A 25324-nucleotide genomic window follows, 5' to 3' on the forward strand; every position below is an offset into this window, starting at 1 on the left:
AAGAGGAGCGGGACGTGAGCGAGACCAGTGCGGAGGCTGTCGTGAGCGCGGCCTCGTCGGCCGCGGCCTCCGCCGGGAACTGGCGCAGGGCCGGTGTCGCCGGCGCCGCGATAGGCGTGGTCGCGGCGGGCGCCGCGGCCGGAGTGGCGATCGAGCGGCTCACGGTCGGGCGCGGCATGCGCAAGAAGGCCCGTCTCGCCCTCGACTCCACCGGCCCGTACGGCACCCTGCGCGGTACGCCGGGCAAGGCCTACTCCGACGACGGCACCGAGCTGTACTACGAGGTCGACGAGGCCGAGCCGGAGGCCTCGCTCGCCCCGCGCCGGCGCCGTCTCTTCGGCCGCAAGGCCCCCGCCCCCGTCACCGTCGTCTTCAGCCACGGCTACTGCCTCAACCAGGACTCCTGGCACTTCCAGCGCGCCGCGCTGCGCGGTGTCGTGCGCACGGTGCACTGGGACCAGCGCAGCCACGGCCGGTCCGGGCGGGGAGTCGCCCAACTGGAGGACCGCAAGCCGGTCACCATCGACCAGCTCGGCCGCGACCTGCTGGCCGTCATCGAGGCGGCGGTGCCCGAGGGCCCGATCGTGCTGGTCGGGCACTCCATGGGCGGGATGACCGTCATGGCGCTCGCCGAGCAGTTCCCCGAGCTGATCCGCGACCGGGTCGTCGCCGTCGCCCTGGTCGGTACGTCCTCGGGGCGGCTCGGCGAGGTCAACTTCGGGCTGCCCGTCGCGGGCGTCGCCGCCGTACGGCGGGTGCTCCCCGGTGTGCTGAAGGCGCTCGGGCAGCAGGCGGCCCTGGTGGAGCGGGGGCGGCGGGCCACGGCCGACCTGTTCGCCGGGGTCATCAAGCGGTACTCGTTCGCGGGCCGGGACGTCGATCCGGCGGTCGAGCGGTTCGCCGAACGGATGATCGAGGGAACGCCGATCGACGTGGTCGCCGAGTTCTACCCGGCTTTCACCGAGCACGACAAGGCCGCCGCGCTGGCCCGTTTCGCCGAGATGCCCGTCCTCGTCCTCGCCGGGGTCAAGGACCTGGTGACACCGAGCGAGCACAGCGAGGCCATCGCCGATCTGCTGCCGGACGCCGAGCTGGTGCTCGTCCCCGACGCCGGACACCTCGTCATGCTGGAGCACCCCGAGGTCGTCATAGACCGCCTCGCCGACCTCCTCGTGCGGGCCGGAGCCGTGCCGGCAGGAGCTACCGTGGGTGGCTATGGAAGCACCAGCAGCAGCGCACAACCCGGCTGAGCCCGCCCAGGACGGCGTCGGCGTGCAGATCACCGTCAACTCTCCCGAGCAGATGAAGGAGTTGGGCCGCAGGCTGGCCAAACTGCTGCGCGCGGGCGACCTCGTGATGCTGAACGGCGAGCTCGGCGCGGGCAAGACCACGCTGACCCGCGGACTCGGCGAGGGGCTCGGTGTCCGCGGCGCGGTCACCTCGCCGACCTTCGTCATCGCCCGCGTGCACCCCTCCCTCGGCGACGGGCCGCCGCTGGTGCACGTGGACGCGTACCGCCTCGGCGGCGGGCTCGACGAGATGGAGGACCTCGACCTCGACGTCTCGCTCTCCGACTCCGTGATCGTCGTGGAGTGGGGCGAGGGCAAGGTCGAGGAGCTGACCGACGACCGGCTGCACGTCGTCATCCACCGGGCCGTCGGGGACACCACCGACGAGGTCCGGCACGTGACGGTCACGGGGCTGGGGCGCCGCTGGGCCGCCGCCGACCTGACGGTCCTCGCCGCCTGACCTGCCTCCAACCGGCTGCCTGACCCGCCTCCACCGGCCGCCTGATCCGCCTCCACCCGCTGCCTGATTCACCTTCGCCCGAGGCCGGTCCTGCCTCCGCCCGGGTTCTGTCCTGCCTTCGCTTGGCGCCGGTCCTGCCTCCGACCGGGTTCTGTCCTGCCTCGGACCCGGCGCCCGTCCCGCCTCCGCCCCGAGGGCTGACCCGCCCTCACCCGCGACCGACCCTTCTCGGACCACCGCCCGACCCGCCTCCGCGCGCGGCCCGGGCGGCTCTCGCTCGTACATTCGGCCAATGATTCCGACAGGACGTCGGCAAAATATTGCGTTCGGCGTCCCGGCCGTGGTCACATGGACATCAGCACATAGTTAGGTCTACCTAACCACGCTTGCCCCCGGAGCCCGAGGAGGCGTCCATGTCGGCATCAGAGTCGGCGGCAGTGCCGGCTTCAGAACGTGACGTGCCGGCCGCGCCGCGCGCGGTGGCCGGGGTGTCGATGCGGGAGCTGCTGGCGGCGTGCGCCGCGGCGGAGGCGGTCTCCCGGCCGCCCCGGGCACCTGTGGGCGACCCGGACACGCGGAGCCCGTACAGGGCGGCCTGACACGCACCCGGGGTGTCCCACGCCGACGCGTGGCCGACCGACCTGACGCCGCGCGGGCCGCGCGATCCGGACACGGTGCTCCGGCGCGGGGGCCGTGCGAGCCGGACGCGGTCCTCCGGAGGCCTGCGACGGTCGTACGAGCCCGATGCGGCGCTCCGCGAGCCGACGGCAGCCGGACGCGGTGGCCCTGACACCCGCGGGGGCCGGGCGCCGGCGTCGGGCGCTACTTGATGACGACGACCTTCGCGCCGACCGTCGCGAACGCCCACATCGCGTCGCCGTCGGCGCGCGAGGCGCGGATGCCGCCGACCTTCTTCTCGGGGTCCGGGGCCTCCGTGGAGCCGCTCACCGCGGCGCTGAAGCCGACAGCGACACTGTCGACCTGCGTGAACCGCACGACGTGCTCGATCTGTGTCCCGTCGGACCCGGGGGTCGCCCCCGTCCGCGACGTGACGGCGTACGTACCGGCGGCCGGGTCGACCGTGCCCGGGGTGACCTCGAAGGTGCGCTTCACCTTGTTGCCCGCGCCGACGAGCCAGACGCGGTCGGCGCCGGTGGAGTAGACGACCCGCACACCGGTGCCGGACGGGGCCGGCAGCGCGGCCGGGTCCTTCTTGGCCGCCTTGGGCGTCTTGGGGGCGGAGACCGTGGGGGAAACGCTTCCGCTCGGCTCGCCCAGGGTGTCCGGAACGTTCGCCTGTGCCTGGAAGGCGAGGAAGCCGACTGCCGCGAGCGCCGCCACGGTGAGCCCGGCCACGATTCCCGAGCTGCTCCTAGCCACCTTGTGTGCCCACCTCTCGACCTTCGTACGTCCTTGCGCTGACGGTAGCAGCCGAGGGACGGGAGTCCCGGGCGGCCTTGCGCCGGGCTCCGGCGCCGTACGCTGTTTGCGTGCTCTTGCTCGCTCTGGATACCGCCACCCCCGCCGTGACCGTCGCCCTGCACGACGGCACGTCCGTCATCGCCTCGTCGAGCCAGGTGGACGCGCGCCGGCACGGAGAGCTGCTGCTGCCGGCCGTCGACCGGGTGCTCGCCGAGGCAGGCCTCAAGCTGGACGCCGTCACCGGCATCGTCGTGGGCATCGGCCCCGGCCCCTACACGGGGCTGCGCGTCGGCCTCATGACCGCCGACACCTTCGGCGTCGCGCTCGGCGTGCCCGTGCACGGTGTGTGCACCCTCGACGGGCTCGCCCACGCCGCCGAGGTGGAGGGGCCCTTCGTCGTCGCCACGGACGCCCGGCGCAAGGAGGTCTACTGGGCGCGGTACGCCGACCGCCGTACGCGGCTGTCGGAGCCCGCCGTGGACCGCCCGGCCGAGATCGACGAGGCGGTCACCGCGCTGCCCGCCGTCGGCGCGGGCGCCCTCCTTTACCCCGACACCTTCCCGGACGCCCGCGCCCCCGAGAACGTCTCGGCCGCGGCCCTCGCCTCCCTGGCCGCCGAGAGGCTGGCCGCCGGCGAGGAGCTGGAGCCGCCCAGACCGCTGTACCTGCGCCGCCCGGACGCCCAGGTGCCCAAGAACTACAAGGTGGTCACCCCCAAGTGACCGTCGTGCTGCGCGAGATGCGCTGGTGGGACATCGATCCCGTACTGGAGTTGGAGAAGGAACTCTTCCCCGTCGACGCCTGGTCGCGGGGCATGTTCTGGTCCGAGCTGGCCCACGCCCGCGGAGCGGAGGCGACCCGGCGCTACCTGATCGCCTGCGACGGCGACGCGATCGTCGGCTACGCCGGGCTCGCCGCCTCGGGAGACCTGGGCGACGTGCAGACGATCGCGGTGCGCCAGGACCAATGGGGCACCGGCCTCGGCGGCCGGCTGCTCACCGAACTGCTGCGGGCCGCGAGCGACTTCGACTGCGCCGAGGTGATGCTCGAGTGCCGCGTGGACAACGTACGCGCGCAGAAGCTGTACGAGCGCTTCGGCTTCGAGCCCATCGGCTTCCGGCGCGGCTACTACCAGCCGGGGAACATCGACGCCCTGGTGATGCGGCTGCACGACCCATCGACCTCCGTACAAGGAACAGAGACCCATGGCTGACGAACCCCTCGTCCTCGGCATCGAGACCTCCTGCGACGAGACCGGTGTCGGCATCGTCCGCGGGCACACGCTGCTCGCGGACGCGATCGCGTCGAGCGTCGACGAGCACGCGCGCTTCGGCGGGGTCGTTCCCGAGGTCGCGTCCCGGGCCCACCTGGAGGCGATGGTCCCGACCATCCAGCGGGCGCTGAAGGACGCGGGGGTGTCGGCCAAGGACCTGGACGGCATCGCGGTCACCGCGGGCCCCGGGCTCGCGGGCGCGCTGCTCGTCGGGGTCTCCGCCGCGAAGGCGTACGCGTACGCGCTGGGCAAGCCGCTGTACGGCGTGAACCACCTCGCCTCCCACATCTGCGTGGACCAGTTGGAGCACGGCGCGCTGCCGGAGCCGACGATGGCCCTGCTGGTCTCCGGCGGTCACTCGTCGCTGCTCCTGTCCACCGACATCACCTCCGACGTACGGCCGATGGGCGCGACCATCGACGACGCGGCCGGCGAGGCCTTCGACAAGATCGCGCGCGTGCTGAACCTCGGCTTCCCGGGCGGCCCGGTCATCGACCGCTACGCCAAGGAGGGCGACCCGAAGGCCATCACGTTCCCGCGCGGTCTCACCGGACCGCGCGATCCGGCCTACGACTTCTCCTTCTCCGGTCTGAAGACGGCCGTGGCCCGCTGGATCGAGGCGAAGCGGGCGGCGGGAGAGGAGGTGCCGGTGCGCGACGTGGCCGCGTCCTTCCAGGAGGCCGTCGTGGACGTGCTCACCCGCAAGGCCGTCCGCGCGTGCAAGGACGAGGGTGTCGACCACCTCATGATCGGCGGTGGCGTGGCCGCGAACTCGCGGCTGCGGGTGCTCGCCCAGGAACGCTGCGAGGCCGCCGGCATCCGGCTGCGGGTGCCGCGCCCCAAGCTGTGCACGGACAACGGCGCGATGGTCGCCGCGCTGGGCGCCGAGATGGTCGCCCGCAACCGGGCCGCCTCCGACTGGGACCTGTCGGCGGACTCCTCACTGCCGGTGACGGACCCGCACGTGCCGGGGCGCGGGCACGCGCACGCGCACGATCACGTGCACGAGGTCGCGAAGGAGAACCTCTACCCGTGACCGTCGCTCTGATGTGGGAGGCACGGGCCGTCGCCGGCCGGGGGGAGGACCTGCTCGCCTGGGTGCGGGAGCACAAGATCCCCGGGAACCCGGTGCGCCAGGAGATCCTCCGGGCCCCGCAGGACCGGGTCCTCGTCATCACCTGGTGGGACGCGCCGTACGACGCTGAGCTGCCTGAACTGCCGGAACCCGGCGAGGAGTTGGTGTCCCGGGCGGTGCACAGGTGGCGTTTCGAGTCGGTGGGCTGACGGGCGGCGGGCCGTCAGGCCGGTGACTCCCGTGCCGGAACGGGACACACCGGCCTGACGCCGGGTCAGGACGCCTGGGCGACCTCGGTCTCGCAGCGCAGGCGCCGGTCCGCGCCCGGATGCCGTACCGGACCCGTCAGGTTCAGCCGGGCCGTGTGGCGTACGTCCGCGCTGGAGGCCGCGAGCCGCAGCTCCAGGGCGCCGGGTTCGACGATCCGGGTGCCGGTGCGGTCGGTGAACGCCGAGAGGTCCGCGTGGAAGCCGAAGGTCACCCGGCGGGCCTCGCCCGGTGCCAGCTCCACGCGCTGGTAGCCGATCAGCCGCACGTCCGGGCGGGTCACCGAGGCCACCGGGTCGTGCAGGTAGAGCTGGACGACCTCGGCGCCCGCGCGCTCACCGGTGTTGCGGACGGTCACCGACACGTCGTACGAGCCGTCGGTGCCGATCTCGGCCTCGGGCACCTCGGCCGCCTCCCAGGCGAACGACGTGTACGAGCGGCCGTGGCCGAACGGGTACAGCGGCGTCGGGTCCAGGTTGCTGACCTCGCCCTTCAGACCCAGCGGCGGCTGGAGATACGTCCACGGCTGGCCACCCGGGTCGCGCGGCACGCTCACCGGCAGCCGGCCCGACGGGCCGACCCGGCCGGACAGCACGCCCGCCAGCGCGGGGCCGCCCTCCTCGCCGGGGAAGAACGCCTGGACGACGCCGCCGAGTCGGTCCTGCCAGCGGCCCAGCGCATAGGGGCGGCCGGTGAGCAGAACCAGGACCACCGGGACCCCCGTGGCGACCAGGGCGTCGAGCAACTCGCCCTGTACGCCCGGCAGGCCGAGGTCGGCCACGTCGCAGCCCTCGCCCGAGGTGCCCCGGCCGAACAGCCCGGCCCGGTCGCCGAGCACCGCCACGCACACGTCGGCCTCGGCGGCCCGCGCCACGGCCTCCTCGAAACCGGACCGGTCCGGCTCCGTGACCCCGCAGCCCTGCGCGAACGTCACCTTGGCGTCCGGAAGTTCGGCGCGCAGCGCGTCGAGCACGGTCGGGATGTCCACGCCGGTGGGCACCTCGGGGTGGTGCGTGAGCACGTGCGAGGGGAACGAGTAGCAGCCGAGCATCGCCAGCGGGTCGTCCGCGCGCGGGCCGACCACCGCGATCCGGGTGTCGGGGGCCAGCGGCAGCACGCCGTCCGCGTTGTCCAGCAGGACCACCGACTCCTCGGCGAGCTCGCGGGCGAGCGCCCGGTTGCCCGTGGAGTCCAGGTCGATCCGGCGGCCGGTCTCCGGCCGCCAGTCCTCGTCCAGCAGGCCGAGTTCGCACTTCTGGAGCAGCACCCGGCGGGCCGCCCGGTCGACCAGCGACTCGGGGACGGTGCCCGCGCGGACGGCGGCCACCAGCGGCTCGCCGTAGCACTTCAGCGTGGGCAGCTCGACATCGATGCCGGCCTCCAGTGCCTTGTGCGCCGCCTCCGCCTCGCTGCCGGCGACCCGGTGCAGCGACTGGAGGAAGCCGACACCGAAGTAGTCCGAGACCACCGTGCCGGTGAAGCCCCACTCCTCGCGCAGCAGCTCGGTCAGCAGGGACGGGTCGGCCGACGCGGGGATACCGTCCATGTCGTTGTAGGCGGCCATCACGGAACGGGCGCCGCCCTCGCGCAGCGCCATCTCGAACGGAGGCAGCGTGATGTCGGAGAGCTCGCGCACCCCCGTGCGCACCGGCGCGAGGTTCCGGGCGCCGGCCGAGGCCGCGTATCCGGCGAAGTGCTTGAGCGTGGCCACGACCCCGGCCGATTCCAGACCCCGCACATAGGCGGTGGCGACGGTGCCGACCAGGTACGGGTCCTCGCCGATGGTCTCCTCCACCCGCCCCCAGCGCAGGTCGCGGACCACGTCCAGGACCGGGGCGAGGCCCTGGTGGACGCCGACCGAGCGCAGGTCGTCGCCGATGCGCCGGCCCAGCTCCTCCACCAGCGCGGGGTCGAAGGTGGCACCCCAGGACAGCGGGACCGGGTACGCCGTCGCCTGCCAGGCCGTGAAGCCCGCCAGGCACTCCTCGTGGGCGATGGCGGGGATGCCGAAGCGGCCCGCCTCGGCGATCCGGCGCTGGGCGCGGGCGAGGGCCTGCGCGCCCAGCGTCGGGTCCACGGGGGCGGTGCCGAAGGAGCGGGTGAGCTGGCCGAGCCCGCGGGTGATCAGCTCGTCCCAGTCGTACGAGGAGGACATCTCGCTCTGCAACGGGGCGACTCCGCCGCCGTCCGTGTCGGCACCCACCCACACTCCGTAGAGCTGGGCGGTCTTCTCCTCCAGGGTCATCCGGGAGAGCAGGTCGTCGACGCGGGCCGCGGCGGGCAGGGCGGGGTCGCGCCAGGGAGCGGTGGTCATGGAACTCCTGTCGGGGAAAGGGGGGTTCGACCGCCCCTGGTCGTACACGTTCACTTGCCGCCCACACCCATGAGGCCGCCGACCAGCGCGCGGCGGGCCACCAGGTACACGATGAAGATCGGGACACCGGAGAGGACGACGGAGGCGAGGATCGCGGGAATGTTCACGCCGAACTCGCTCACGTAGTCGAACAGGCCGAGGGTCAGTACCCGTGGCCCGTCGGACTGGGTGAAGATCAGCGGGAAGAGGAAGCCGTTCCAGGCCTGGAGCGCCGAGTAGATGACGACGGTGCTGATGCCGCCCTTGGCCATCGGGATGACGAGCTGGAACAGCATCCGGGTGGTGGACGCGCCGTCCAGCGCCATCGCCTCGTACATCTCCTCCGAGATGTCCCGCAGCGTGCCGGTGAGGATCAGCACCGACACCGGCATGGCGAACGCGGCGGTCGGCAGGACGATCGCGAGCAGGCTGTCGTAGAGGTTCAGCTTGGCGATCATCAGGTAGAGCGGCACCACGACGGCCTGCGCGGGGATCGCCACGCCCAGCAGGAACAGCCGGAACGCGGCCCCCGACCAGACACTGCGGGTCCGTACGGCCACGTAGGACAGCGGGACGCACAGCACGAGGACGATCAGGACGACCCCGGCGGCCGCCAGCACCGTGTTCCACAGCAGGTGGCCGAAGCCGTTGTGCAGGACGGTGTTGTAGTTGTCCAGGGTCGGATGGGACGGCGGCTTCAGGGCGTTGTGGCCCAGCGCCTCGTCCTGGTGGGTGAGCGAGGCCGAGATCATCGCGTAGATCGGGACGATCACGACGGCCAGCCAGATCAGCGTGCCGACTCCGGCGAGCGGGTTGGCGCGCCGGGTCCAGTGCCTGCGGCGGGGCGCGGGGCGCTCGGCGGCCGGGGCGGAGTCCGTCTTCACGGGACGGGGCAGTGTGTCGTGTGACATGGAGTCACATCCCTTCCCGGGTGCTGCGCATCGCGCCGAAGCCGGACAGCTTCACCATCAGCAGGGACAAGGCGGTCGCCGCGAGCACCAGGAAGGAGGCGACGGCGCTCGCGTAGCCGAAGTCGTAGCTCTTGAAGCCCGCCTCGTACATCAGGTACGGCAGGATCGCCGTGTCGGTGCCCGGACCGCCCTGGGTGAGGATCAGGACCGTCTCGAAGTACGTCAGCGAACCGACGATCATCAGCACGCTCGACGTCGTCGCGGTGTTGCGGAGCTGCGGCAGGGTGATCGAGAAGAACTGGCGGTAGCGGCCGGCGCCGTCGATCGCGGCCGCCTGGTACAGGACTTCGGGGATCTGTCGTGCCCCGCCCTGGTAGATCAGGGTGTGGAAGGGGATGAACTGCCAGCCGCCGACGAACACGATCGCGAGGAACGCGCCGCTGGTCGTGCCGAGGGTGTCCCGGTGGATGATGCCGAAGTTCGGGTCGAGGAGCGCGTAGAACAGCAGGGCGATCGCCGTCGACGACAGCAGGAACGGCACGAAGAAGATCGCCGAGAGCACCGCGCGGTTGCGCTGCCGACCCGCCGCCCACACTCCCAGCAGGAGCGAGATCACCGTCTGGAACGCCCAGCTCACCACGGTCAAAGAGACGGTGACCGTCAGCGACTGGGTCAGCCGGTCGTCGCTCAGCAACTTGCGCCAGTTGGCCAGACCGACCAACTGCGGGTCGCCCAGGCCGTTCCACCGGGTGAACGACAGGTAGAAGGCCAGGACCATCGGGGCGAGGGCGAAGAACGCGAAGAACAGGACGCCGGGAACGGCCAGTGCCGCGCTCGGGCGGCCGGCCCTGTTACGTCTGCCGGCGCGGGGGCGGGGGCGGCCCGCGTCGTTCCGCGGGCCGCCCTTGACCTGCGTGACGCTCACTTCAGCTCCTTGAGCGCCGACACGAACTGCGTCGGCGAGGACTTGCCCACGAACAGCTTGTTGACCTCGGTGAGCATCGGGGTCGCCACGTTCGGGTCGACCGCCTGGTCCCAGCTCAGCGTGAACGCCGGGGCCTTCTGCACCATCTCGTACTGGAACTTGGCGAACTCCGGGTTCGGCGAGGCGTCCAGGAGGGTCGCCGCGTTCGAGGTGGCCGGGACGTCGCCGTTGGCGATGAGTTCCTTCGTGTAGGCCAGGGAGGCGGAGTCCCGCAGGAAGGCGATCGCCGCGTCCTTGTTGGACGTGTGGGCGTTCACCGACCAGTAGTTGGTCGGGTTGCCGACCACGTTGCGGATGTCGCCGGCGCCGCCCTCGATCTGCGGGAAGGCGCACCAGCCCAGGTTCTTCTTGGCGAAGTCGGGGAACTTGCCGAGCTGCGTGGAGTACTCCCACGAACCCATCAGGTGCATCGCCGCCTTGCCCTTGGCGAAGACCGCGGGCGCTCCGCCGTTGCCGTAACCGACCGAGCTGTAGCCCTTGCCGAAGGCGCCGTCGTCGATCAGCTGCTTGACCGTCTGGGCGGCCTTGAGGACGGCCGGGTCGCCCCAGGCGGAGGCGTCACCGTTCTTGATCTTCTCGAAGACCTGCGGCCCGCCGATCCGGTCGACGAGGTACTCCAGCCACATCAGCTCGGGCCAGATGTCCGCTCCGCCCAGGGCGAACGGGGTGATGTTCGCCTTCTTCAGCTTGGCGTTGATGTCCAGCAACTGGTCCCAGGTGGTGGGCGGCTGGAGCTTGTTCTCCTCGAAGACCGTCTTGTTGTAGAAGAGGATCACGGGCTGCATGCCACGCATCGGCACGCCGTAGTTCTTGCCGTCCAGTCCGCCCGCCGCCAGCACCGACGGCAGGAAGCCGCTCTTGAGCACCGCGTCGGAGGCGATGACGTCGGTCAGGTCGACCAGTTGGCCGGCCTCACGGTAGGCCTTGATCGAGCCGCCGCCCCAGTTGAAGAACACGTCGGGAGCGTTGGGCGAGCCCATCGCCGTGCGCAGCTTGGCCGGGTAGTCGGTCGCGGGCACCTTCTGCAGCTTGATGCTGCCCTCGGCCTTCTTCGCCGCGGCCGACGCGTTGAACCGGTTGACGGACTTGACCTGGATCTTCGCCGCGTCGTCACCGTAGACGAACGCGGTGAGCGTCCCGTCGGCGCCCGAGCCGCCGTCGGAGCCGCAGGCGGTGAGCCCGCCGACAGAGGCCAGGGCGGCCGTGCCCGCACCGAGGAACCAACGTCTGCTGTAGGACTCCATAGGACGGCACCTCTCGGTAAGCGCGAGGGATCGCCGATGATCCGTCGCGAATGTTTCGAGTTATTTTTCGAATGTTCCGGGAAGGTAAGACGATCCGATGGGCCCGTCAAGGGGTCGCGCAGATATACGATCGCCGCCATGAAGCCTGGGAAGTCCGCAGAAGCACAGACGGCGACGCTGGCCGAGATCGCCCGGGAGGCCGGGGTGTCGGCTCCGACTGTTTCGAAAGTCCTCAACGGTCGCGCCGACGTCGCTCCCGCGACCCGCTCCCGCGTCGAGGAGCTGCTGCACGCCTACGGCTACCGCCGCCGCCGGGCCGAGGCCTCCCGCTCGCCGCTGATCGACCTGGTCTTCCACGAACTGGAGAGCGCCTGGGCGATGGAGGTCATCCGGGGCGTGGAGAACGTCGCCCGGGACGCCGGTCTCAGCGTGGTGCTCTCCGAGTCCGCCGGGCGGCTCACCCCCGGCCGGACCTGGGCCGACCAGGTCGCCGCCCGCCGCCCGCACGGCGTGGTGCTCGTCCTGTCGGGCCTCGACGACTCCCAGCGCGCCCTGCTGAACAGCAGGTCCATCCCGTTCGTGGTGATGGACCCGGCGGGCGACCCGGGCGTCGACGTGCCCTCCATCGGCGCCACCAACTGGCAGGGCGGCCTCGCCGCCACCCGCCACCTCGTCGAACTCGGCCACACCCGGATCGGCGCCATCAGCGGCCCGTCCCGGATGATGTGCAGCCGGGCGCGGGTCGACGGCTACCGCGCGGCGCTGGAGACGGCCGGGCTGCCCGTCGACCCCTCGCTGATCGTCGCCGGGGACTTCCACCACGAGGCCGGCCACCGGATCGGCCTCGAACTGCTGCGCCGCCCCGACCGGCCGACCGCGGTCTTCGCCGGCAACGACCTCCAGGCGCTCGGTCTCTACGAGGCGGCCCGCGAACTGGGGCTGCGCATTCCCGAGGACCTGAGCGTCGTCGGCTTCGACGATCTGCCGGTGGCGCGCTGGGTGGGGCCGCCGCTGACGACCGTACGGCAGCCGCTGACGGAGATGGCCGAGGCGGCGGCGAAGCTGGTGCTCGATCTGAGCCGCCAGGAGCGGCCCTCGGCCGGGACGCGGATGGAACTGGCCACGAGTCTGGTGGTCCGCAGCAGCACGGGGGCGCCTCCGGCGTGAGGCTGGGTGCTGGGTGCTGGGTGCCGGGTGCCGGGTGCCGGGTGCATCCGGTGGGTGGGTCGGGGCCGTGCCGGTGCATCAGCCCGTCGCCGTTGGGTGAGGGGTGGGCGTCGGTGGCGACGGGCATCGATGTACCGGCCCGGCCCCTTCCGTGCGTCGTCGGGTGCGGGTGGTTCGTGGCTGAGTCTCGGGCCTTCGCGCCGGATCCCGGCTGGGGGTGCAGGTTTCAGCCCCTCCGGCGAGGGGGCGAAAAAGCAGGGGGTGGGGTCACCCTGGCGGCAGGTCGGTCCTGCGGGGCCGGGGGACCGTATTGACGGGTGGGGCATCGGCCTCCACACTCCTGCGAAGTCAATCGGTTGTACGGCCGAAACTTTCGGAGGCACCCGCCATGAGAACCTCCCGAACCCGTGTCACCAAAACCCGTCTCTTACGCCGCCGCGTCGCCGCCCTGTTCACCGGGGCCCTGACGGTGGCCGCCCTGCTCGCGGCCGGCACGACGGCGCACGCCGCCGGCCCCCCGCTGCGCGACCTCGCCGCCGCCAAGGGCAAGGTCATCGGCACCGCCGTCACCGGCTCCAAGCTGACCGGGACGTACGGCGACATCGCGGGGGGCCAGTTCAACTCGCTGACCCCGGGCAACGCGATGAAGTGGGGGACCGTCGAGCCCACCCGGGGCAGCTTCAACTGGGCCGAGGCCGACCAGATCGTCGCGTTCGCGCAGGCCCACAACCAGCAGGTGCGCGGTCACACCCTGGTCTGGCACAGCCAGAACCCGAGCTGGCTGACGAACGGCACCTGGACGACGGCCGAGCTGAGCGGTCTGCTCCAGGACCACATCACCACCGAAGTCACCCGCTACAAGGGCAAGCTGGCCGCCTGGGACGTGGTCAACGAGCCCTTCAACGAGGACGGCACCTACCGCTCGACCCTCTGGTACAACGGCCTCGGCGCCGACTACATCGCCCAGGCGCTGACCTGGGCGCACGCCGCCGACCCGAGCGCCAAGCTCTACATCAACGACTACAACGTCGAGGGTGTCAACGCCAAGAGCACCGCCCTGTACAACCTGGTCAAGTCCCTGAAGGCGCGCGGTGTCCCGATCGACGGCGTCGGCCTCCAGGCCCATCTCATCCTCGGCCAGGTCCCCGGCACCCTTCAGCAGAACATCCAGCGCTTCGCCGACCTCGGTGTCGATGTCGCGGTCACGGAGCTGGACATCCGGATGCAACTCCCCTCCGACAGCACGAAGCTGGCGCAGCAGGCCGCCGACTACAAGGCGGTGTTCGACGCCTGTGTCGCGGTGACCCGTTGCTACGGAGTGACCGTCTGGGGCTTCACCGACTCCGACTCCTGGATCCCGGACGTCTTCTCGGGCTACGGCGCGGCGACCCCGTACGACGAGAACTACACGCCCAAACCGGCGTACGACGCCATCGCGGCCTCGTTCGGCGGAGGGACCACGACGCCGCCGACGGGCGCGTGCACGGCGACGTACAGCGTCCAGACCCAGTGGAACACCGGGTTCACCGGGCAGGTGCGCATCGCGTGCTCCGGGGCCGTGCTCTCCTCGTGGAAGGTGAACTGGACGTACGGCGCGGGCCAGCGGATCACCCAGGCCTGGAACGCCACGTGCACCCAGAGCGGCGCGGCCGTGAGCTGCGCCAACGCCTCCTACAACGGGACCGTCCCGGACGGCGGTTCGGTGACCCTCGGGTTCAACGCGTCCTGGAGCGGCAGCAACCCCGTGCCCACGGTGACACTGGGCTGAGAACGATGAGATTCTCCGAAGAAAACCGTTCCGCGCCTCTTTCCCTAACAGTCCCCTAATAATTCGGACTTACGTTCCTGTCCGTGACCGGACATGACGAGAGCGGCGACGAGAGCGGCGACGAGATCAGACGGCGGGGCCGGCGGTCGCGGGTACTGAAGGCCGTCGGCCTCACCCTGGCCGGACTGCTGGTGGTGGGCGCCGGCACCGCGGGCTGGGCGTACTGGCATCTGAACCGGAACATCGCCGGCGTCGACATCAACAGCGCGCTCGGTGACGACCGCCCGGCCAGGGCGGTGGTGACGCCCTCGGCCACGGCCTCCGCCTCCGCCTCGGCGTCCCCGACGCCGCTGCCGACCGGGGCCCTCAACATCCTGGTCCTCGGCTCGGACTCGCGCAGCGGCAAGGCGAACGCGAAGCTCGGCGGGGGGAACAGCTCCGGCGCGCGCTCCGACACGGCGATGGTCCTGCACATCGACGCGGGCCGCACCACGGCCACGGTCGTGAGCATCCCCCGGGACACGCTCGTCACCCGTCCGTCCTGTCCGCTGCCGTCCGGGGGCTCGACGGCGGTGGCGTACGACGCGATGTTCAACAGCGCCTACTCCGTGGGCGGTCCGGTGTGCGCCGTGAAGACGGTCGAGTCGATCACGAACGTCCGGATGGACCACTACATCGAGATCGACTTCGCGGGCTTCGCGAAACTGGTGAACGCCCTCGGCGGGGTCACCGTCACCACCGAGCAGGACATCGACGACGACAAGAGCCATCTGCACCTCGACGCCGGCACCCATCACTTGAGCGGCGAGCAGGCCCTCGCCCTGGCCCGCACCCGGCACGGCATAGGCGACGGCAGCGACCTCGGCCGGATAGGCCTCCAGCAGAAGCTGGTCAAGGCCCTGCTGGAGCAGATGGCCGGCACCGACCTGCTCACCGACCCCGCCAAGCTCTACCAGGTCGCCGACGCGGTCACCTCCAGCCTGACCACGGACACCGGCCTCGACTCCCTCAAGGAGCTGATGAACCTGGGCCGGAGCCTGAAGGGCCTGTCCTCGGACGACGTGCGGACGGTGATGATGCCGGTCGCCACGGCTCCGTCCGACCCCAACCGGGTGGTGGCCCGGGAACCGGCCGCCGAGGAGCTGTGGACGTCGCTGCGCTGAGCGGCCCGGCGCGAGGGGGTCGGCCGCGAGGTGAGGAGCCGCCGTACGACCTGCGGAAACGTGGATGAGCGGGGCCCCGGAAAATACTTCCGGAGAATTCTCGGGGCGTGTGTCGATTCGGGTTCCCCCCGTTCGACGCACAGGTGAGAGGCAGGGAGAAGCCCCGCCTCCGCGTACCACCGATACGAGGAGTCACCATGCCCCGCTACCTCTCCCTGGTCCAGATCGACGAGCGCACCGCGCCCGCCGAAGGCCCGAGCCCCGAACTGATGCAGCGGATGGGCGAGCTCATCGAGGAGATCACCAAGGCCGGCGTCATGCTCCAGACCGAGGGCCTGACGCCCAGCGCGCAGGGCAAGCGCGTCCACTACTCGGGCGGCGAGCTGTCCGTCACCGACGGGCCCTTCACCGAGTCCAAGGAGGTCGTCGGCGGTTACGCGATCATGCAGTGCAAGGACATGGCCGAGGCGCTGGAGTGGACCAAGCGGTTCCTGAAGGTGCACGAGGAGCACTGGACGGTCACCTGCGAGGTGCGGGAGATCGCCGAGGGCTGAGTGCTCCTTGGCCGGACGCCGCCGTGGGTGTCTCATGGTGGGTTGTGGAACAGCAGCCCGCACCGGCACCCGCCGGCGGTGTCGACACCGCCGTCGAGACCATCTTCCGTATCGAGTCGCCCCGCATCATCGCGGGCGTGGCCCGGATCGTCCGTGACCTCGGCATCGCCGAGGAACTCGCGCAGGACGCCCTGGTCGCCGCGCTGGAGCAGTGGCCGCGCGACGGGGTGCCGGACAACCCGGGTGCCTGGCTGACGGCCACCGCCAAGCACCGGGCGATCGACCTCGTACGCCGCCGGGAGCGCTACGCGCGCAAGCTGGAGGAGGTCGGGCGGGACCTCTCGCTGTCCGCGCCGCACCACCTCGACGAACCCTCCGACCCGGACGACATCGACGACGACCTGCTGCGCCTGGTCTTCACCGCCTGCCATCCCGTCCTGTCCGCCGAGGCCCGCATCGCGCTCACCCTGCGGCTCCTCGGCGGGCTGACGACGTCCGAGATCGCACGCGCCTTCCTCGTCCCGGAGGCGACGGTCGCCCAGCGGATCGTGCGGGCCAAGCGGACGCTGGCGACCAAGGGGGTGGCCTTCGAGGTCCCGTACGGGCCCGAGCGCGAAGCCCGGCTCGGGTCCGTGCTGGAGGTCATCTACCTCGTCTTCAACGAGGGGTACGCGGCCACGGCGGGCGACGACCTGCTCCGCCCCGCGCTGTGCGAGGACGCGCTGCGGCTGGCCCGGGTGCTCGCCGAGCTGATGCCCAAGGAGAGCGAGGTGCACGGCCTCGCGGCCCTGCTGGAACTCCAGGAGTCCCGGGCGGCCGCGCGTACCGGGCCCGGCGGCGAACCCGTTTTGCTCAGGGACCAGCGGCGCCGACGCTGGAACCGCATGCTGATCCGCCGGGGCTTCACCGCTCTGGGCCGCGCGAACGCCGTCGCCACCGGCAGCCCCGGGCCGTACGCGCTCCAGGCCGCCATCGCCGCCTGCCACGCGCAGGCCTACGCCTACGAGGACACGGACTGGTCCCGGATCGCCACCCTGTACGGCCTGCTGGCGGCCCGCTCCCCGTCCCCCGTGATCGAGCTGAACCGTGCCGTGGCCGTCTCGATGGCCGAGGGCCCGGAGCCCGCGCTCGCCATCGTCGACGCCCTCACCGGAGAACCCGCCCTGCGCGACTACCACTTGCTGCCGAGCGTGCGGGGGGACCTGCTCGCCCGGCTCGGACGTCCGCGCGAGGCGCGCGCGGAGTTCGAGCGGGCGGCTTCGCTGGCGCGGAACGGACGGGAGCGGGAACTGCTGGAGGCACGGGCGCGTGACCTGCGGATTTCGTGAAGTTCCCGTCCGGTGACTCCGTTCCCAAGGTGATCCGAGAGGGCTTACAGTGGCGCCGCCGCCGTACACGGGAATGACGCTCTGCGTTCATCCCGTAGGCCCCTGCGAGGTGGTCCGGCGGCCCATCGCACCTACCTGTGGGGGGTACACCCTTGAAAATCTTCGCGCGCCACAGACTCGTGGCGCTCACCGCGGCGACGGCCCTGGCCGCGGGCACGGCCATCGCCCTGGCACCGGGGGCGTCGGCCGATGTCACCGGGTGGCCGGCGGCGGACGGCAGGATCGCGGTCTCCAACGACGGCATCATGTCGGTGGACGTCGACGGCAACGGCGAGAAGCGTGTCTCGAACGGCTCCGACGACCAGACGCCCGCGTGGTCGCCCGACGGCAGCCGCGTGGTCTTCGAGTCGGCCGGAGGGCTGGGGACCGTCGGCCTCACCGGCCTCAGTGTGACGACGGTCTACTCGTCGGCGTCGGGCAGCTCGGCCTCCCACCCCACGTACTGGACCTACGGCCGCAGAATCGTCTTCTCCGCGGCCAAGAAGCTCTACTCGGTCCCGGCCGGCGGCGGCACCCCGGTCCGGCTGCTGGCCACCGGCGGCTGCGACCTCGTGCCGAGCGGCGACGCGACCGGAACGCTGCTGGCCTTCCAGCGCAACGGGAGCGGCTGCACCACGACCACGCCGTCGGTCATGGTCTACAACGCCTCCACCAAGACGGAGACCAAGATCGCCGGGGGCGGCTCGCCCGCCATCTCGCCCGACGGCACGAAGGTCGCCTTCATCCGCACCGTCGGCGGTCACCGCCAGCTCTTCTCGATCAACACCGACGGCACCGGCGAGCGCCGCCTGACCGATGACGCCGGTGACTACGACAGCCCCTCCTGGGCGCCCGCGAGCGACCGGCTCGTCGTGCACTTCGACCGGCCCACCAGTGGTGGCCGCCAGGAGAGCAATGTCGTCATGACGATCACGGCGGACACGGTGACGGAGGGTCGGCCCTTCCCTTGGGGAGGCCGTTCTCCCGCCTGGCAGCCGCTGCGCAAGAACACCGTCGCCCGGGTCTGGGGCGCCGACGTCAACGGCAGCAACATCGCCGCGTCCCGCTGGACCTGGAACACGGTCGGCACGAGCGAGCCGGGGCTGATGAACGCCTCGTCCGCCGTGCTGGTCTCCCAGGACAGCCAGTCGTACGCGCTGACCGCCCCCGCCCTCGCGGGCAAGAAGCACGGGCCGGTCCTGCTGACCCCGCGCACCTCGATCTCGACGTCCGTGCAGAAAGAGCTCAAGCGGACCCTCAAGCCGGGTGCGAGCGTCTACCTCGTCGGCGGCACGTCGATCCTGAGCAGCGCCGTCTCGACGAAGGTCACCGCGCTCGGCTTCGTCCCGAAGCGGCTGGCGGGCACCTCCCGCTACTCCACCTCGGTGGCCGTCGCGAAGTCGATCACCAGCGCGCCGGAGTACGTCTTCATCGCGACCGGTACCGACTACCACTCGGCCCTCGCCGCCGCGTCGGCCGCGGGCGCGGAGGGGACGAGCGGCAAGGCGGTCGTCGTCCTCAACGACGGCAACACGCTGACCTCGTCCGTGAAGTCGTACCTCAACAGCCTCGACCCCCGCGACACCTCCATGATCCCGGTCGGCGCCTCGGCGAAGTACGCGCTCACGCACACGCCGTTCTCGCACTGGCCGTCGACCTTCACGTACTACCCGGTCACGGCGAGCACCAACGCCGGCACCGCGGCCGCCCTCGCGCGGTTCTGGTGGAGCGCGCCGGGCAGTGTGGCCCTGGCCTCCACCGACAGCTGGCGCGGGGGCACCTCGGCCGCGGCGGCGATGAACGTCTTCGGCCCGCTGCTGTGGACGGACGTCACCACCCTCACCGCCGACACCAAGGCCTACCTGCTCAAGGGCGCCGCGAACATCAACGGCATCGGCGCCTTCGGCGGCACCGGCTCGGTGTCGACGGCCGCGCTGAGCTCCGCCGGCACGGCGATCAGCGCGAGCGGCAGCCAGTGGACGTACGCGCCCTACTACAACGGCGTCGCGCCGATGGCGAGTTCGTCCTCCGTCGCCGGGCCGTCCGCGGGCGCCTCGGCGGTGCGGACGGGCGCGGCACCGCGGCCCGTCACCGCGCCGGACCTCGGTCCGCTCAGCACCCGCCACCAGCAGTAGGCGGCTTGGCGGGCGCCCCCACCAGCATGGTCGGGGCGCCCGCCACCCGGGTCAGGAACACCGTCGCCGAGTGCGGGCCCCGCGGCTTCACCTTGCGGCGCAGTTCCTCCGGCTCGACGGCCGACCCGCGCTTCTTGACGGTCAGCACACCGACCTCCCGCTCCCGTAGCAGCGCCTTCAACTTCTTCACATTGAAGGGGAGTTGATCGGTGATCTCGTACGCTGAGGCGTACGGGGTCGGGCGCAGGGCGTCCGCCGTGACGTAGGCGATCGTCTCGTCGATCAGCCCGCCGTCCAGTTCCTCGGCCACCTCGGCGACCAGATGCGCGCGGATGGCGGCGCCGTCCGGCTCGTACAGATAGCGCCCGACCGCCCTGACCGCCGGATCCGGCAGGCCGCGGCCGCGCAGTTCGCGCGGGCCCGGCAGCAGGGTGGCCCGCACCAGGCCGGGCTCGGTGCCGAACCAGAGCACCGCCTCCTTCACGTCCCCGCCGTCCGAGATCCACTCGGCCTCCGCCTCGGCGGGGACCGCCTCGTGCGGGATGCCGGGGGCGATCTTCAGTGCGGCGACGCGTGCGCGCAGGGCCGCTCCGACCGCCCAGGACAGCGGCGGCGAGTAGGCCTCGGGGTCGAAGATCCGGCCCCGGCCGCCCCGGCGCGCCGGGTCCACGAAGACGGCGTCGTACGCCGCGGTGTCCACCTCGGTGACGTCGCTCTCGCGCACCTCGATCAGGTCCGCGAGTCCGAGCGCGTCGGCGTTCGCGCGGGCGGCGGCGGCCGTCAGCGGATCGCGGTCGACGGCCAGCACACGGATTCCGGCGCGGGCCAGCGCGATGGCATCACCGCCGATGCCGCAGCACAGGTCGGCGACGGAACGGACCCCCAGCGCGCGCAGCCGCTCGGCGCGGTGCACGGCCACGCTCGTCCGGGTGGACTGCTCGACCCCGTTCGGGGTGAAGAACATCCGTCCGGCGTCCTCGGCCCCGAACTTCGCCGCCGCCCGCTGCCGCAGCCGTGCCTGGCCGAGGGCCGCCGAGACCAGTTCGGCGGGGTGCTCGCGGCGCAGCCGGGTGGCGACGGCCAGTTCCTGTGCCGGTTCCGTGGCGCGGACCTCGTCGAGCAGGGCGCGGCCCTCGGCGGTGAGGAGAGGGGCGAAGGAGACGTCGTTCACCCGGCCATTGTGGGCCAGTCGGTGGACGGTGTGCTTCCCGCGGCGGTGTCGGGGCCCTCGCGGGGGCGGTGAGCTGGGAGGATCCGGCTCCATGCGACCCGTACGACAAAATGAAAAAACCGGCGCAAACGGGGCTGGTGCGCGCTGGGGAGTCGGCGTGCTCGCCCTCGCCCTCCTCGCGTCCGGCTGCGCCGGGACCGGCGCAGCCCCGGCCTCCGGAGCCGGAGGTGCGGGTGGAGGCGCAAGGGGAGGCGGAGTCGCCGAACCGGCCCACGCGCCACGGGTCGCGCTGCCGGACGGCCCCGCGGCCGCCCTCGCCGCATACGCCTCCCGGCTCCGGGCGGCACAGGCCCGGCGCGCCGCCGTCGCCAGGCGCTGGGGCGTGGCGGCGGTGCCCCTGACGCCCCCGGCACCGCCCGCCAGGAAGCCGGTCATCGAGGCCCGCGAGGGGTTCGAGGTGGACGACCAGGAGGAACTGGGGCTGCCGCCGGTCTTCACCACCGTCCCCACCAAGGACAAGGTCGTCTTCCTCACCGTCGACGACGGCGCCGAGAAGGACCCCGCGTTCCTGCGGATGACGAGCGACCTGAAGATCCCGTACACCGCCTTCCTCAGCGACTTCCTCGTCAAGGACGACTACGGCTACTTCCGGAAGATGCGCGACCGTGGCATCACGCTCAACAACCACACGCTGCATCACCCCTACCTCCCCGCACTCTCCTACGCCCGGCAGAAGCGTGAGATCTGCGGCATGCAGGACGTGATGGAGAAGGAGTTCGGCAGGCGCCCGACCGTCTTCCGCCCGCCGTACGGCAACTACGACCAGGACACCCTGCGCGCCGCCAGGTCCTGCGGCATCGAGTACGCGCCCCTCTGGAACGAGGAGGTCTTCGCCGACCACTGGGAGTACCGCGAGGAGGACCAGGACCTGCACCCCGGCGACATCGTCCTCACCCACTTCCAGGGCCGCGAGGAGTGGAAGGGCACCATGCCCGACATGCTCCGCCGCTTCCTGAAGACGGTCACCGCCAAGGGGTACGCGGTCGCACGCCTGGAGGACTACCTGTGAGGCTGCGGGTACGGATGCCGGTGAGGGTCCGGGGCCCGGTCGTCGGGCTGCTCGTGGCGGCACTGCTCAGCGGCTGCGCGCAGTCCGTCGACCCCATCGAACGGCTCGGCAAGAAGGCCGCCCAGCGGGTACGCCCGACGGAGTCGGCCTACCGCCGCTGGGGCCTGGCCAGCCCGCTCGCGCCGGCGCCGGACGTGACCGTCAGGACCACCGCGCGCGCCGCGGACACGGGACTGCCGCCCGTCGTGACCCAGGTGCGCACCCGCGACAAGGTGGTCTTCCTGACGTACGACGACGGGGCCGAGCGCGACCCGCGGTTCGCCGACATGGTCCGCGAACTGCGCCTGCCGGTCAGCATGTTCCTCACGGACCGGGTCGCCGGCCCCGGGTACGGGCGTCTCGCCCGGCTCCGCTCGGTGGGCGCGAGCCTCCAGAACCACACCGTCGACCACGCCACCCTGCGCGGTCTGCCCTACGCCGGCCAGCGCGCCGAGATCTGCGGGCAGCAGGAGAAGCTCGCGCGGCGCTTCGGCGTCCGGCCCCGGCTGCTGCGGCCCCCGTACGGGAGGTACGACGACACCACCCTGCGCGCCGCCGCCGACTGCGGGGTCGCCGCGATCGTCCTCGGCAGGACGGCCGACGCGCACCGGCTCCGGCCGGGCGACATCCTCTCGGGCCCCGGCGAACCCGGTCTCACGGACGCCACGCTCCGGTTGCTCCGCAGGATCCAGCGCGAGGGCTTCACCGTGGCGCGGCTGGAGAACTACCTCTAGGGGCACCGGCGGCAGCGGCTCTCGGCTTTCGGGAGCGCCGGGTGGCGGACCGGCTTCACGGGCTCGCGCCGGAGAGCCGCCTCCGGAGTGCGTCCGTTCGGTGCGGTCCTGCACCTTCTGGCCCACGCCACGCCGGACGCCTTTGGCACTCCGCTTGACCGAGTGCTAATCACAGTCATAGTCTCAGTGCTGGCACTCCCCCCTGGAGAGTGCCAACAGCGACGGGCAGATCCGGCACCCGCGACGACGGATCGACCTGGTCGCCACCTCAGACAGTTAACCCCGTGAGATCTCCGAAGGGGGAGGTCGGATCGTGACGACCACCAGCTCCAAGGTTGCCATCAAGCCGCTCGAGGACCGCATTGTGGTCCAGCCGCTCGACGCCGAGCAGACCACGGCCTCCGGCCTGGTCATCCCGGACACCGCCAAGGAGAAGCCCCAGGAGGGCGTCGTCCTGGCCGTGGGCCCGGGCCGCATCGAGGACGGCAAGCGTGTCGAGCTCGACGTCGCCGTCGGCGACATCGTTCTCTACAGCAAGTACGGCGGCACCGAGGTGAAGTACAACGGCGAGGAGTACCTCGTCCTCTCGGCTCGCGACGTGCTCGCGATCATCGAGAAGTAATTCACCTGGTAAGGGAGTTCGGGGCTAGTCCCCGGGCAACCCCGCACCAAGCATTGCAGTGAACTGCGCCCCTGGCACCCGCGAGCATTCCAGCCGGGCGCCGGGGGCGCGGTTCGTTCTCCACATTTTCCGAGAGGGCTGAACCGCTTCCATGGCGAAGATCCTGAAGTTCGACGAAGACGCCCGTCGCGCCCTTGAGCGCGGCGTCAACAAGCTTGCCGACACGGTGAAGGTGACGATCGGCCCCAAGGGCCGCAACGTCGTCATCGACAAGAAGTTCGGCGCTCCCACCATCACCAACGACGGTGTGACCATCGCCCGCGAGGTCGAGGTCGAGGACCCGTTCGAGAACCTCGGCGCGCAGCTCGTGAAGGAGGTGGCGACCAAGACCAACGACATCGCGGGTGACGGTACGACCACCGCCACCGTGCTCGCCCAGGCGCTCGTGCGCGAGGGCCTGCGCAACGTCGCCGCCGGCGCGTCGCCCGCCCTCCTGAAGAAGGGCATCGACGCCGCGGTCAAGGCCGTCTCCGAGGAGCTCCTCGCGACGGCCCGCCCGATCGACGACAAGTCCGACATCGCCGCCGTGGCCGGGCTCTCCGCCCAGGACAGCCAGGTCGGCGAGCTCATCGCCGAGGCGATGGACAAGGTCGGCAAGGACGGTGTCATCACCGTCGAGGAGTCCAACACCTTCGGTCTGGAGCTCGACTTCACCGAGGGCATGGCCTTCGACAAGGGCTACCTGTCCCCCTACATGGTGTCCGACCAGGAGCGTATGGAGGCCGTCCTCGACGACCCGTACATCCTCATCCACCAGGGCAAGATCAGCTCCATCCAGGACCTGCTGCCGCTGCTGGAGAAGGTCATCCAGTCGAACGCCTCCAAGCCGCTGCTGATCATCGCCGAGGACGTCGAGGGCGAGGCCCTGTCGACCCTGGTCGTGAACAAGATCCGCGGCACGTTCAACGCCGTCGCCGTGAAAGCCCCCGGCTTCGGTGACCGCCGCAAGGCCATGCTCGGCGACATCGCCACCCTCACCGGTGGTCAGGTCATCGCCGAAGAGGTCGGCCTCAAGCTCGACCAGGTCGGCCTGGACGTGCTCGGCAGCGCCCGCCGCGTGACCGTCACCAAGGACGACACCACGATCGTCGACGGTGCCGGCAGCAGCGACGAGGTCGTCGGCCGCGTCAACCAGATCAAGGCCGAGATCGAGAACACCGACTCCGACTGGGACCGCGAGAAGCTCCAGGAGCGCCTCGCGAAGCTGGCCGGCGGCGTGTGCGTGATCAAGGTCGGCGCCGCCACCGAGGTGGAGCTGAAGGAGAAGAAGCACCGTCTGGAGGACGCCATCTCCGCGACCCGCGCCGCGGTCGAGGAGGGCATCGTCTCCGGTGGTGGCTCCGCGCTCGTCCACGCCGTCAAGGTCCTCGAGGGCAACCTCGGCAAGACCGGCGACGAGGCCACGGGTGTCGCGGTCGTGCGCCGCGCCGCCGTCGAGCCGCTGCGCTGGATCGCCGAGAACTCCGGCCTCGAGGGTTACGTCATCACCTCGAAGGTCGCCGAGCTCGACAAGGGCCAGGGCTTCAACGCCGCCACCGGCGAGTACGGCGACCTGGTCAAGGCCGGCGTCATCGACCCGGTGAAGGTCACCCGCTCCGCCCTGGAGAACGCCGCCTCCATCGCCTCGCTGCTCCTCACGACCGAGACCCTGGTCGTCGAGAAGCCGGCCGAGGACGAGGGCGACGCCGGTCACGGCGGCCACGGGCACTCCCACTGACGTCCGACGTCATGAGCGCGGTCACGTCCCCCGGGGTGTGACGTCGTGAAGAGGTCCCCGTTCCGGGCGGAACGGGGACCTCCCGCGTTCCACGGGTTCCCGCTCCACGGGGTTCGCCGCTGTCAGAGCTTGTCGTCGCGCACCACGTCCAGGTCCGTGAAGGTCGGCATCCCGTCGCAGAGCGCCACCATCTCCTGGAAGATCTGTTCCGTCTCCGGCATCTTCGAGTTCTTCATCGCTTCCTCGTACGACGGGAACTCCACGATCTCCACGAAGTGGTTCGCGTCCGAGCGGTCCTTGCCGACGACTCCGCGCGTTGCTGTCCGCTTGCCGTTGGTCTTCTCGACCCAGGTGTCCATCAGCTGGTTCATCTCGTCGAACCGACTGGTTCTGCCGTCAATGAGCTGTACGAAAGTCATGGCGCCGCCTCCGGCTCTCGCTCCGGTCGAAACACCATCAATCCTCCCACCGGAGGGGCG

At 71.4% G+C, this 25324-nt stretch carries 22 protein-coding genes and 1 pseudogene; 16 read left to right on the forward strand and 7 right to left on the reverse strand.

Features of this window, described 5'->3' with window-relative positions; all coding sequences use genetic code 11:
* Positions 1 to 14: 14 nt before the first annotated feature.
* Positions 15 to 1250, forward strand: coding sequence for an alpha/beta hydrolase (locus ACIQ7M_RS14340; RefSeq protein WP_355765756.1), 1236 nt, complete (start codon positions 15 to 17; stop codon positions 1248 to 1250).
* Positions 1216 to 1749, forward strand: coding sequence for a tRNA (adenosine(37)-N6)-threonylcarbamoyltransferase complex ATPase subunit type 1 TsaE (tsaE, locus tag ACIQ7M_RS14345; protein ID WP_355765753.1), 534 nt, complete (start codon positions 1216 to 1218; stop codon positions 1747 to 1749). The genes ACIQ7M_RS14340 and tsaE overlap by 35 nt, the downstream gene beginning before the upstream one ends.
* A gap of 822 nt (positions 1750 to 2571) precedes the next feature.
* Here the strand turns inward: tsaE and ACIQ7M_RS14350 are convergent.
* Positions 2572 to 3129 carry a hypothetical protein gene (locus ACIQ7M_RS14350; RefSeq protein WP_355765751.1) on the reverse strand — a complete coding sequence of 186 codons (558 nt, stop codon included), beginning with the start codon at positions 3127 to 3129 and terminating at the stop codon, positions 2572 to 2574.
* A 110-nt stretch (positions 3130 to 3239) separates the two neighbouring features.
* Between ACIQ7M_RS14350 and tsaB the strand changes: the two genes are divergently transcribed.
* Genes tsaB through ACIQ7M_RS14370 form a run of 4 tightly spaced genes read left to right on the forward strand, consistent with a single transcriptional unit; the run spans position 3240 to position 5728 of the window.
* Positions 3240 to 3893, forward strand: a complete 654-nt coding sequence (tsaB, locus tag ACIQ7M_RS14355) for a tRNA (adenosine(37)-N6)-threonylcarbamoyltransferase complex dimerization subunit type 1 TsaB (protein ID WP_403643610.1) — start codon at positions 3240 to 3242, stop codon at positions 3891 to 3893.
* Positions 3894 to 3910: 17 nt separating this feature from the next.
* Positions 3911 to 4384 carry a ribosomal protein S18-alanine N-acetyltransferase gene (gene rimI / locus ACIQ7M_RS14360; RefSeq protein ID WP_355765768.1) on the forward strand — a complete coding sequence of 158 codons (474 nt, stop codon included), beginning with the start codon at positions 3911 to 3913 and terminating at the stop codon, positions 4382 to 4384.
* Positions 4377 to 5480 carry a tRNA (adenosine(37)-N6)-threonylcarbamoyltransferase complex transferase subunit TsaD gene (gene tsaD / locus ACIQ7M_RS14365; protein WP_403643613.1) on the forward strand — a complete coding sequence of 368 codons (1104 nt, stop codon included), beginning with the start codon at positions 4377 to 4379 and terminating at the stop codon, positions 5478 to 5480. The genes rimI and tsaD overlap by 8 nt, the downstream gene beginning before the upstream one ends.
* Entirely contained in the window at positions 5477 to 5728 is a 252-nt protein-coding gene (locus ACIQ7M_RS14370; RefSeq protein WP_403643616.1) for a hypothetical protein, read from the forward strand. Before tsaD ends, ACIQ7M_RS14370 begins: the two co-directional genes overlap by 4 nt.
* A gap of 65 nt (positions 5729 to 5793) precedes the next feature.
* On the opposite strand, the gene ACIQ7M_RS14375 is transcribed toward ACIQ7M_RS14370, so the two are convergent.
* From ACIQ7M_RS14375 to ACIQ7M_RS14390, 4 genes are read right to left on the reverse strand one after another with little or no spacing between them, the layout of a single operon-like run.
* Positions 5794 to 8100 (reverse strand): glycoside hydrolase family 3 N-terminal domain-containing protein, encoded by a 2307-nt coding sequence (locus ACIQ7M_RS14375; RefSeq protein WP_403643619.1) that lies wholly within the window; start codon positions 8098 to 8100, stop codon positions 5794 to 5796.
* A 50-nt stretch (positions 8101 to 8150) separates the two neighbouring features.
* Positions 8151 to 9050 (reverse strand): carbohydrate ABC transporter permease, encoded by a 900-nt coding sequence (locus tag ACIQ7M_RS14380; protein ID WP_355765737.1) that lies wholly within the window; start codon positions 9048 to 9050, stop codon positions 8151 to 8153.
* A gap of 4 nt (positions 9051 to 9054) precedes the next feature.
* Positions 9055 to 9975, reverse strand: coding sequence for a carbohydrate ABC transporter permease (locus ACIQ7M_RS14385; RefSeq protein WP_403643622.1), 921 nt, complete (start codon positions 9973 to 9975; stop codon positions 9055 to 9057).
* Complete coding sequence (locus ACIQ7M_RS14390) at positions 9972 to 11279, reverse strand: ABC transporter substrate-binding protein (protein ID WP_403643625.1); 1308 nt, start codon at positions 11277 to 11279, stop codon at positions 9972 to 9974. The genes ACIQ7M_RS14385 and ACIQ7M_RS14390 overlap by 4 nt, the downstream gene beginning before the upstream one ends.
* A 138-nt stretch (positions 11280 to 11417) precedes the next feature.
* Here ACIQ7M_RS14390 and ACIQ7M_RS14395 point away from each other — a divergent pair, with 138 nt between their 5' ends.
* The 6 genes from ACIQ7M_RS14395 (at position 11418) to ACIQ7M_RS14420 (ending at position 19433) form a co-directional block, all read left to right on the forward strand.
* A complete protein-coding gene (locus tag ACIQ7M_RS14395; protein ID WP_355765732.1) occupies positions 11418 to 12446 on the forward strand; it encodes a LacI family DNA-binding transcriptional regulator in 1029 nt (342 codons plus the stop codon).
* A gap of 388 nt (positions 12447 to 12834) precedes the next feature.
* Positions 12835 to 14214, forward strand: coding sequence for an endo-1,4-beta-xylanase (locus ACIQ7M_RS14400; RefSeq protein ID WP_403643629.1), 1380 nt, complete (start codon positions 12835 to 12837; stop codon positions 14212 to 14214).
* A gap of 83 nt (positions 14215 to 14297) precedes the next feature.
* Positions 14298 to 15377 (forward strand): LCP family protein, encoded by a 1080-nt coding sequence (locus ACIQ7M_RS14405; protein WP_403643633.1) that lies wholly within the window; start codon positions 14298 to 14300, stop codon positions 15375 to 15377.
* Positions 15378 to 15574: 197 nt separating this feature from the next.
* Positions 15575 to 15931: a YciI family protein gene (locus tag ACIQ7M_RS14410; protein WP_037626905.1), complete on the forward strand. Its 357-nt coding sequence runs from the start codon at positions 15575 to 15577 to the stop codon at positions 15929 to 15931.
* A gap of 44 nt (positions 15932 to 15975) precedes the next feature.
* Positions 15976 to 17259 (forward strand): RNA polymerase sigma factor, encoded by a 1284-nt coding sequence (locus ACIQ7M_RS14415; protein WP_403643636.1) that lies wholly within the window; start codon positions 15976 to 15978, stop codon positions 17257 to 17259.
* Positions 17260 to 17411: 152 nt separating this feature from the next.
* Positions 17412 to 19433 (forward strand): cell wall-binding repeat-containing protein, encoded by a 2022-nt coding sequence (locus tag ACIQ7M_RS14420; protein WP_403643639.1) that lies wholly within the window; start codon positions 17412 to 17414, stop codon positions 19431 to 19433.
* Here the strand turns inward: ACIQ7M_RS14420 and ACIQ7M_RS14425 are convergent.
* Complete coding sequence (locus ACIQ7M_RS14425; RefSeq protein WP_403643642.1) at positions 19411 to 20604, reverse strand: methyltransferase domain-containing protein; 1194 nt, start codon at positions 20602 to 20604, stop codon at positions 19411 to 19413. The two genes, ACIQ7M_RS14420 and ACIQ7M_RS14425, sit on opposite strands and share 23 nt — an antisense overlap.
* A 91-nt stretch (positions 20605 to 20695) precedes the next feature.
* Here ACIQ7M_RS14425 and ACIQ7M_RS14430 point away from each other — a divergent pair, with 91 nt between their 5' ends.
* The 4 genes from ACIQ7M_RS14430 to groL all read left to right on the forward strand — a co-directional run bounded on the left by ACIQ7M_RS14430 (position 20696) and on the right by groL (position 24845).
* Complete coding sequence (locus ACIQ7M_RS14430) at positions 20696 to 21673, forward strand: polysaccharide deacetylase family protein (RefSeq protein WP_403643645.1); 978 nt, start codon at positions 20696 to 20698, stop codon at positions 21671 to 21673.
* Between the two features lie 20 nt (positions 21674 to 21693).
* Positions 21694 to 22446, forward strand: coding sequence for a polysaccharide deacetylase family protein (locus tag ACIQ7M_RS14435; RefSeq protein WP_403644517.1), 753 nt, complete (start codon positions 21694 to 21696; stop codon positions 22444 to 22446).
* Between the two features lie 313 nt (positions 22447 to 22759).
* Positions 22760 to 23068 (forward strand): co-chaperone GroES, encoded by a 309-nt coding sequence (gene groES, locus ACIQ7M_RS14440; RefSeq protein WP_266761820.1) that lies wholly within the window; start codon positions 22760 to 22762, stop codon positions 23066 to 23068.
* A 151-nt stretch (positions 23069 to 23219) separates the two neighbouring features.
* Positions 23220 to 24845: a chaperonin GroEL gene (gene groL, locus ACIQ7M_RS14445; RefSeq protein ID WP_355765712.1), complete on the forward strand. Its 1626-nt coding sequence runs from the start codon at positions 23220 to 23222 to the stop codon at positions 24843 to 24845.
* Positions 24846 to 24970: 125 nt separating this feature from the next.
* Here groL and ACIQ7M_RS14450 read toward each other — a convergent pair.
* Positions 24971 to 25264 (reverse strand): annotated as a pseudogene (locus ACIQ7M_RS14450) (ester cyclase); the annotation flags it as partial.
* Between the last annotated feature and the right edge of the window lie 60 nt (positions 25265 to 25324).

This window comes from Streptomyces sp. NPDC096324 (genome assembly GCF_044763015.1).
In the GTDB taxonomy this organism is placed as follows: Bacteria; Actinomycetota; Actinomycetes; order Streptomycetales; family Streptomycetaceae; genus Streptomyces.

Bases quoted from the DNA above. Each gene is read 5' to 3' on its own strand.
- ACIQ7M_RS14375 (WP_403643619.1), bottom strand. From the start codon at position 8,100: ATGACCACCGCTCCCTGGCGCGACCCCGCCCTGCCCGCCGCGGCCCGC.
- ACIQ7M_RS14410 (WP_037626905.1), top strand. From the start codon at position 15,575: ATGCCCCGCTACCTCTCCCTGGTCCAGATCGACGAGCGCACCGCGCCC.
- tsaE (WP_355765753.1), top strand. From the start codon at position 1,216: ATGGAAGCACCAGCAGCAGCGCACAACCCGGCTGAGCCCGCCCAGGAC.
- ACIQ7M_RS14400 (WP_403643629.1), top strand. From the start codon at position 12,835: ATGAGAACCTCCCGAACCCGTGTCACCAAAACCCGTCTCTTACGCCGC.
- ACIQ7M_RS14395 (WP_355765732.1), top strand. From the start codon at position 11,418: ATGAAGCCTGGGAAGTCCGCAGAAGCACAGACGGCGACGCTGGCCGAG.
- tsaD (WP_403643613.1), top strand. From the start codon at position 4,377: ATGGCTGACGAACCCCTCGTCCTCGGCATCGAGACCTCCTGCGACGAG.
- ACIQ7M_RS14380 (WP_355765737.1), bottom strand. From the start codon at position 9,050: ATGTCACACGACACACTGCCCCGTCCCGTGAAGACGGACTCCGCCCCG.
- ACIQ7M_RS14430 (WP_403643645.1), top strand. From the start codon at position 20,696: ATGCGACCCGTACGACAAAATGAAAAAACCGGCGCAAACGGGGCTGGT.
- ACIQ7M_RS14390 (WP_403643625.1), bottom strand. From the start codon at position 11,279: ATGGAGTCCTACAGCAGACGTTGGTTCCTCGGTGCGGGCACGGCCGCC.
- groL (WP_355765712.1), top strand. From the start codon at position 23,220: ATGGCGAAGATCCTGAAGTTCGACGAAGACGCCCGTCGCGCCCTTGAG.
- rimI (WP_355765768.1), top strand. From the start codon at position 3,911: ATGCGCTGGTGGGACATCGATCCCGTACTGGAGTTGGAGAAGGAACTC.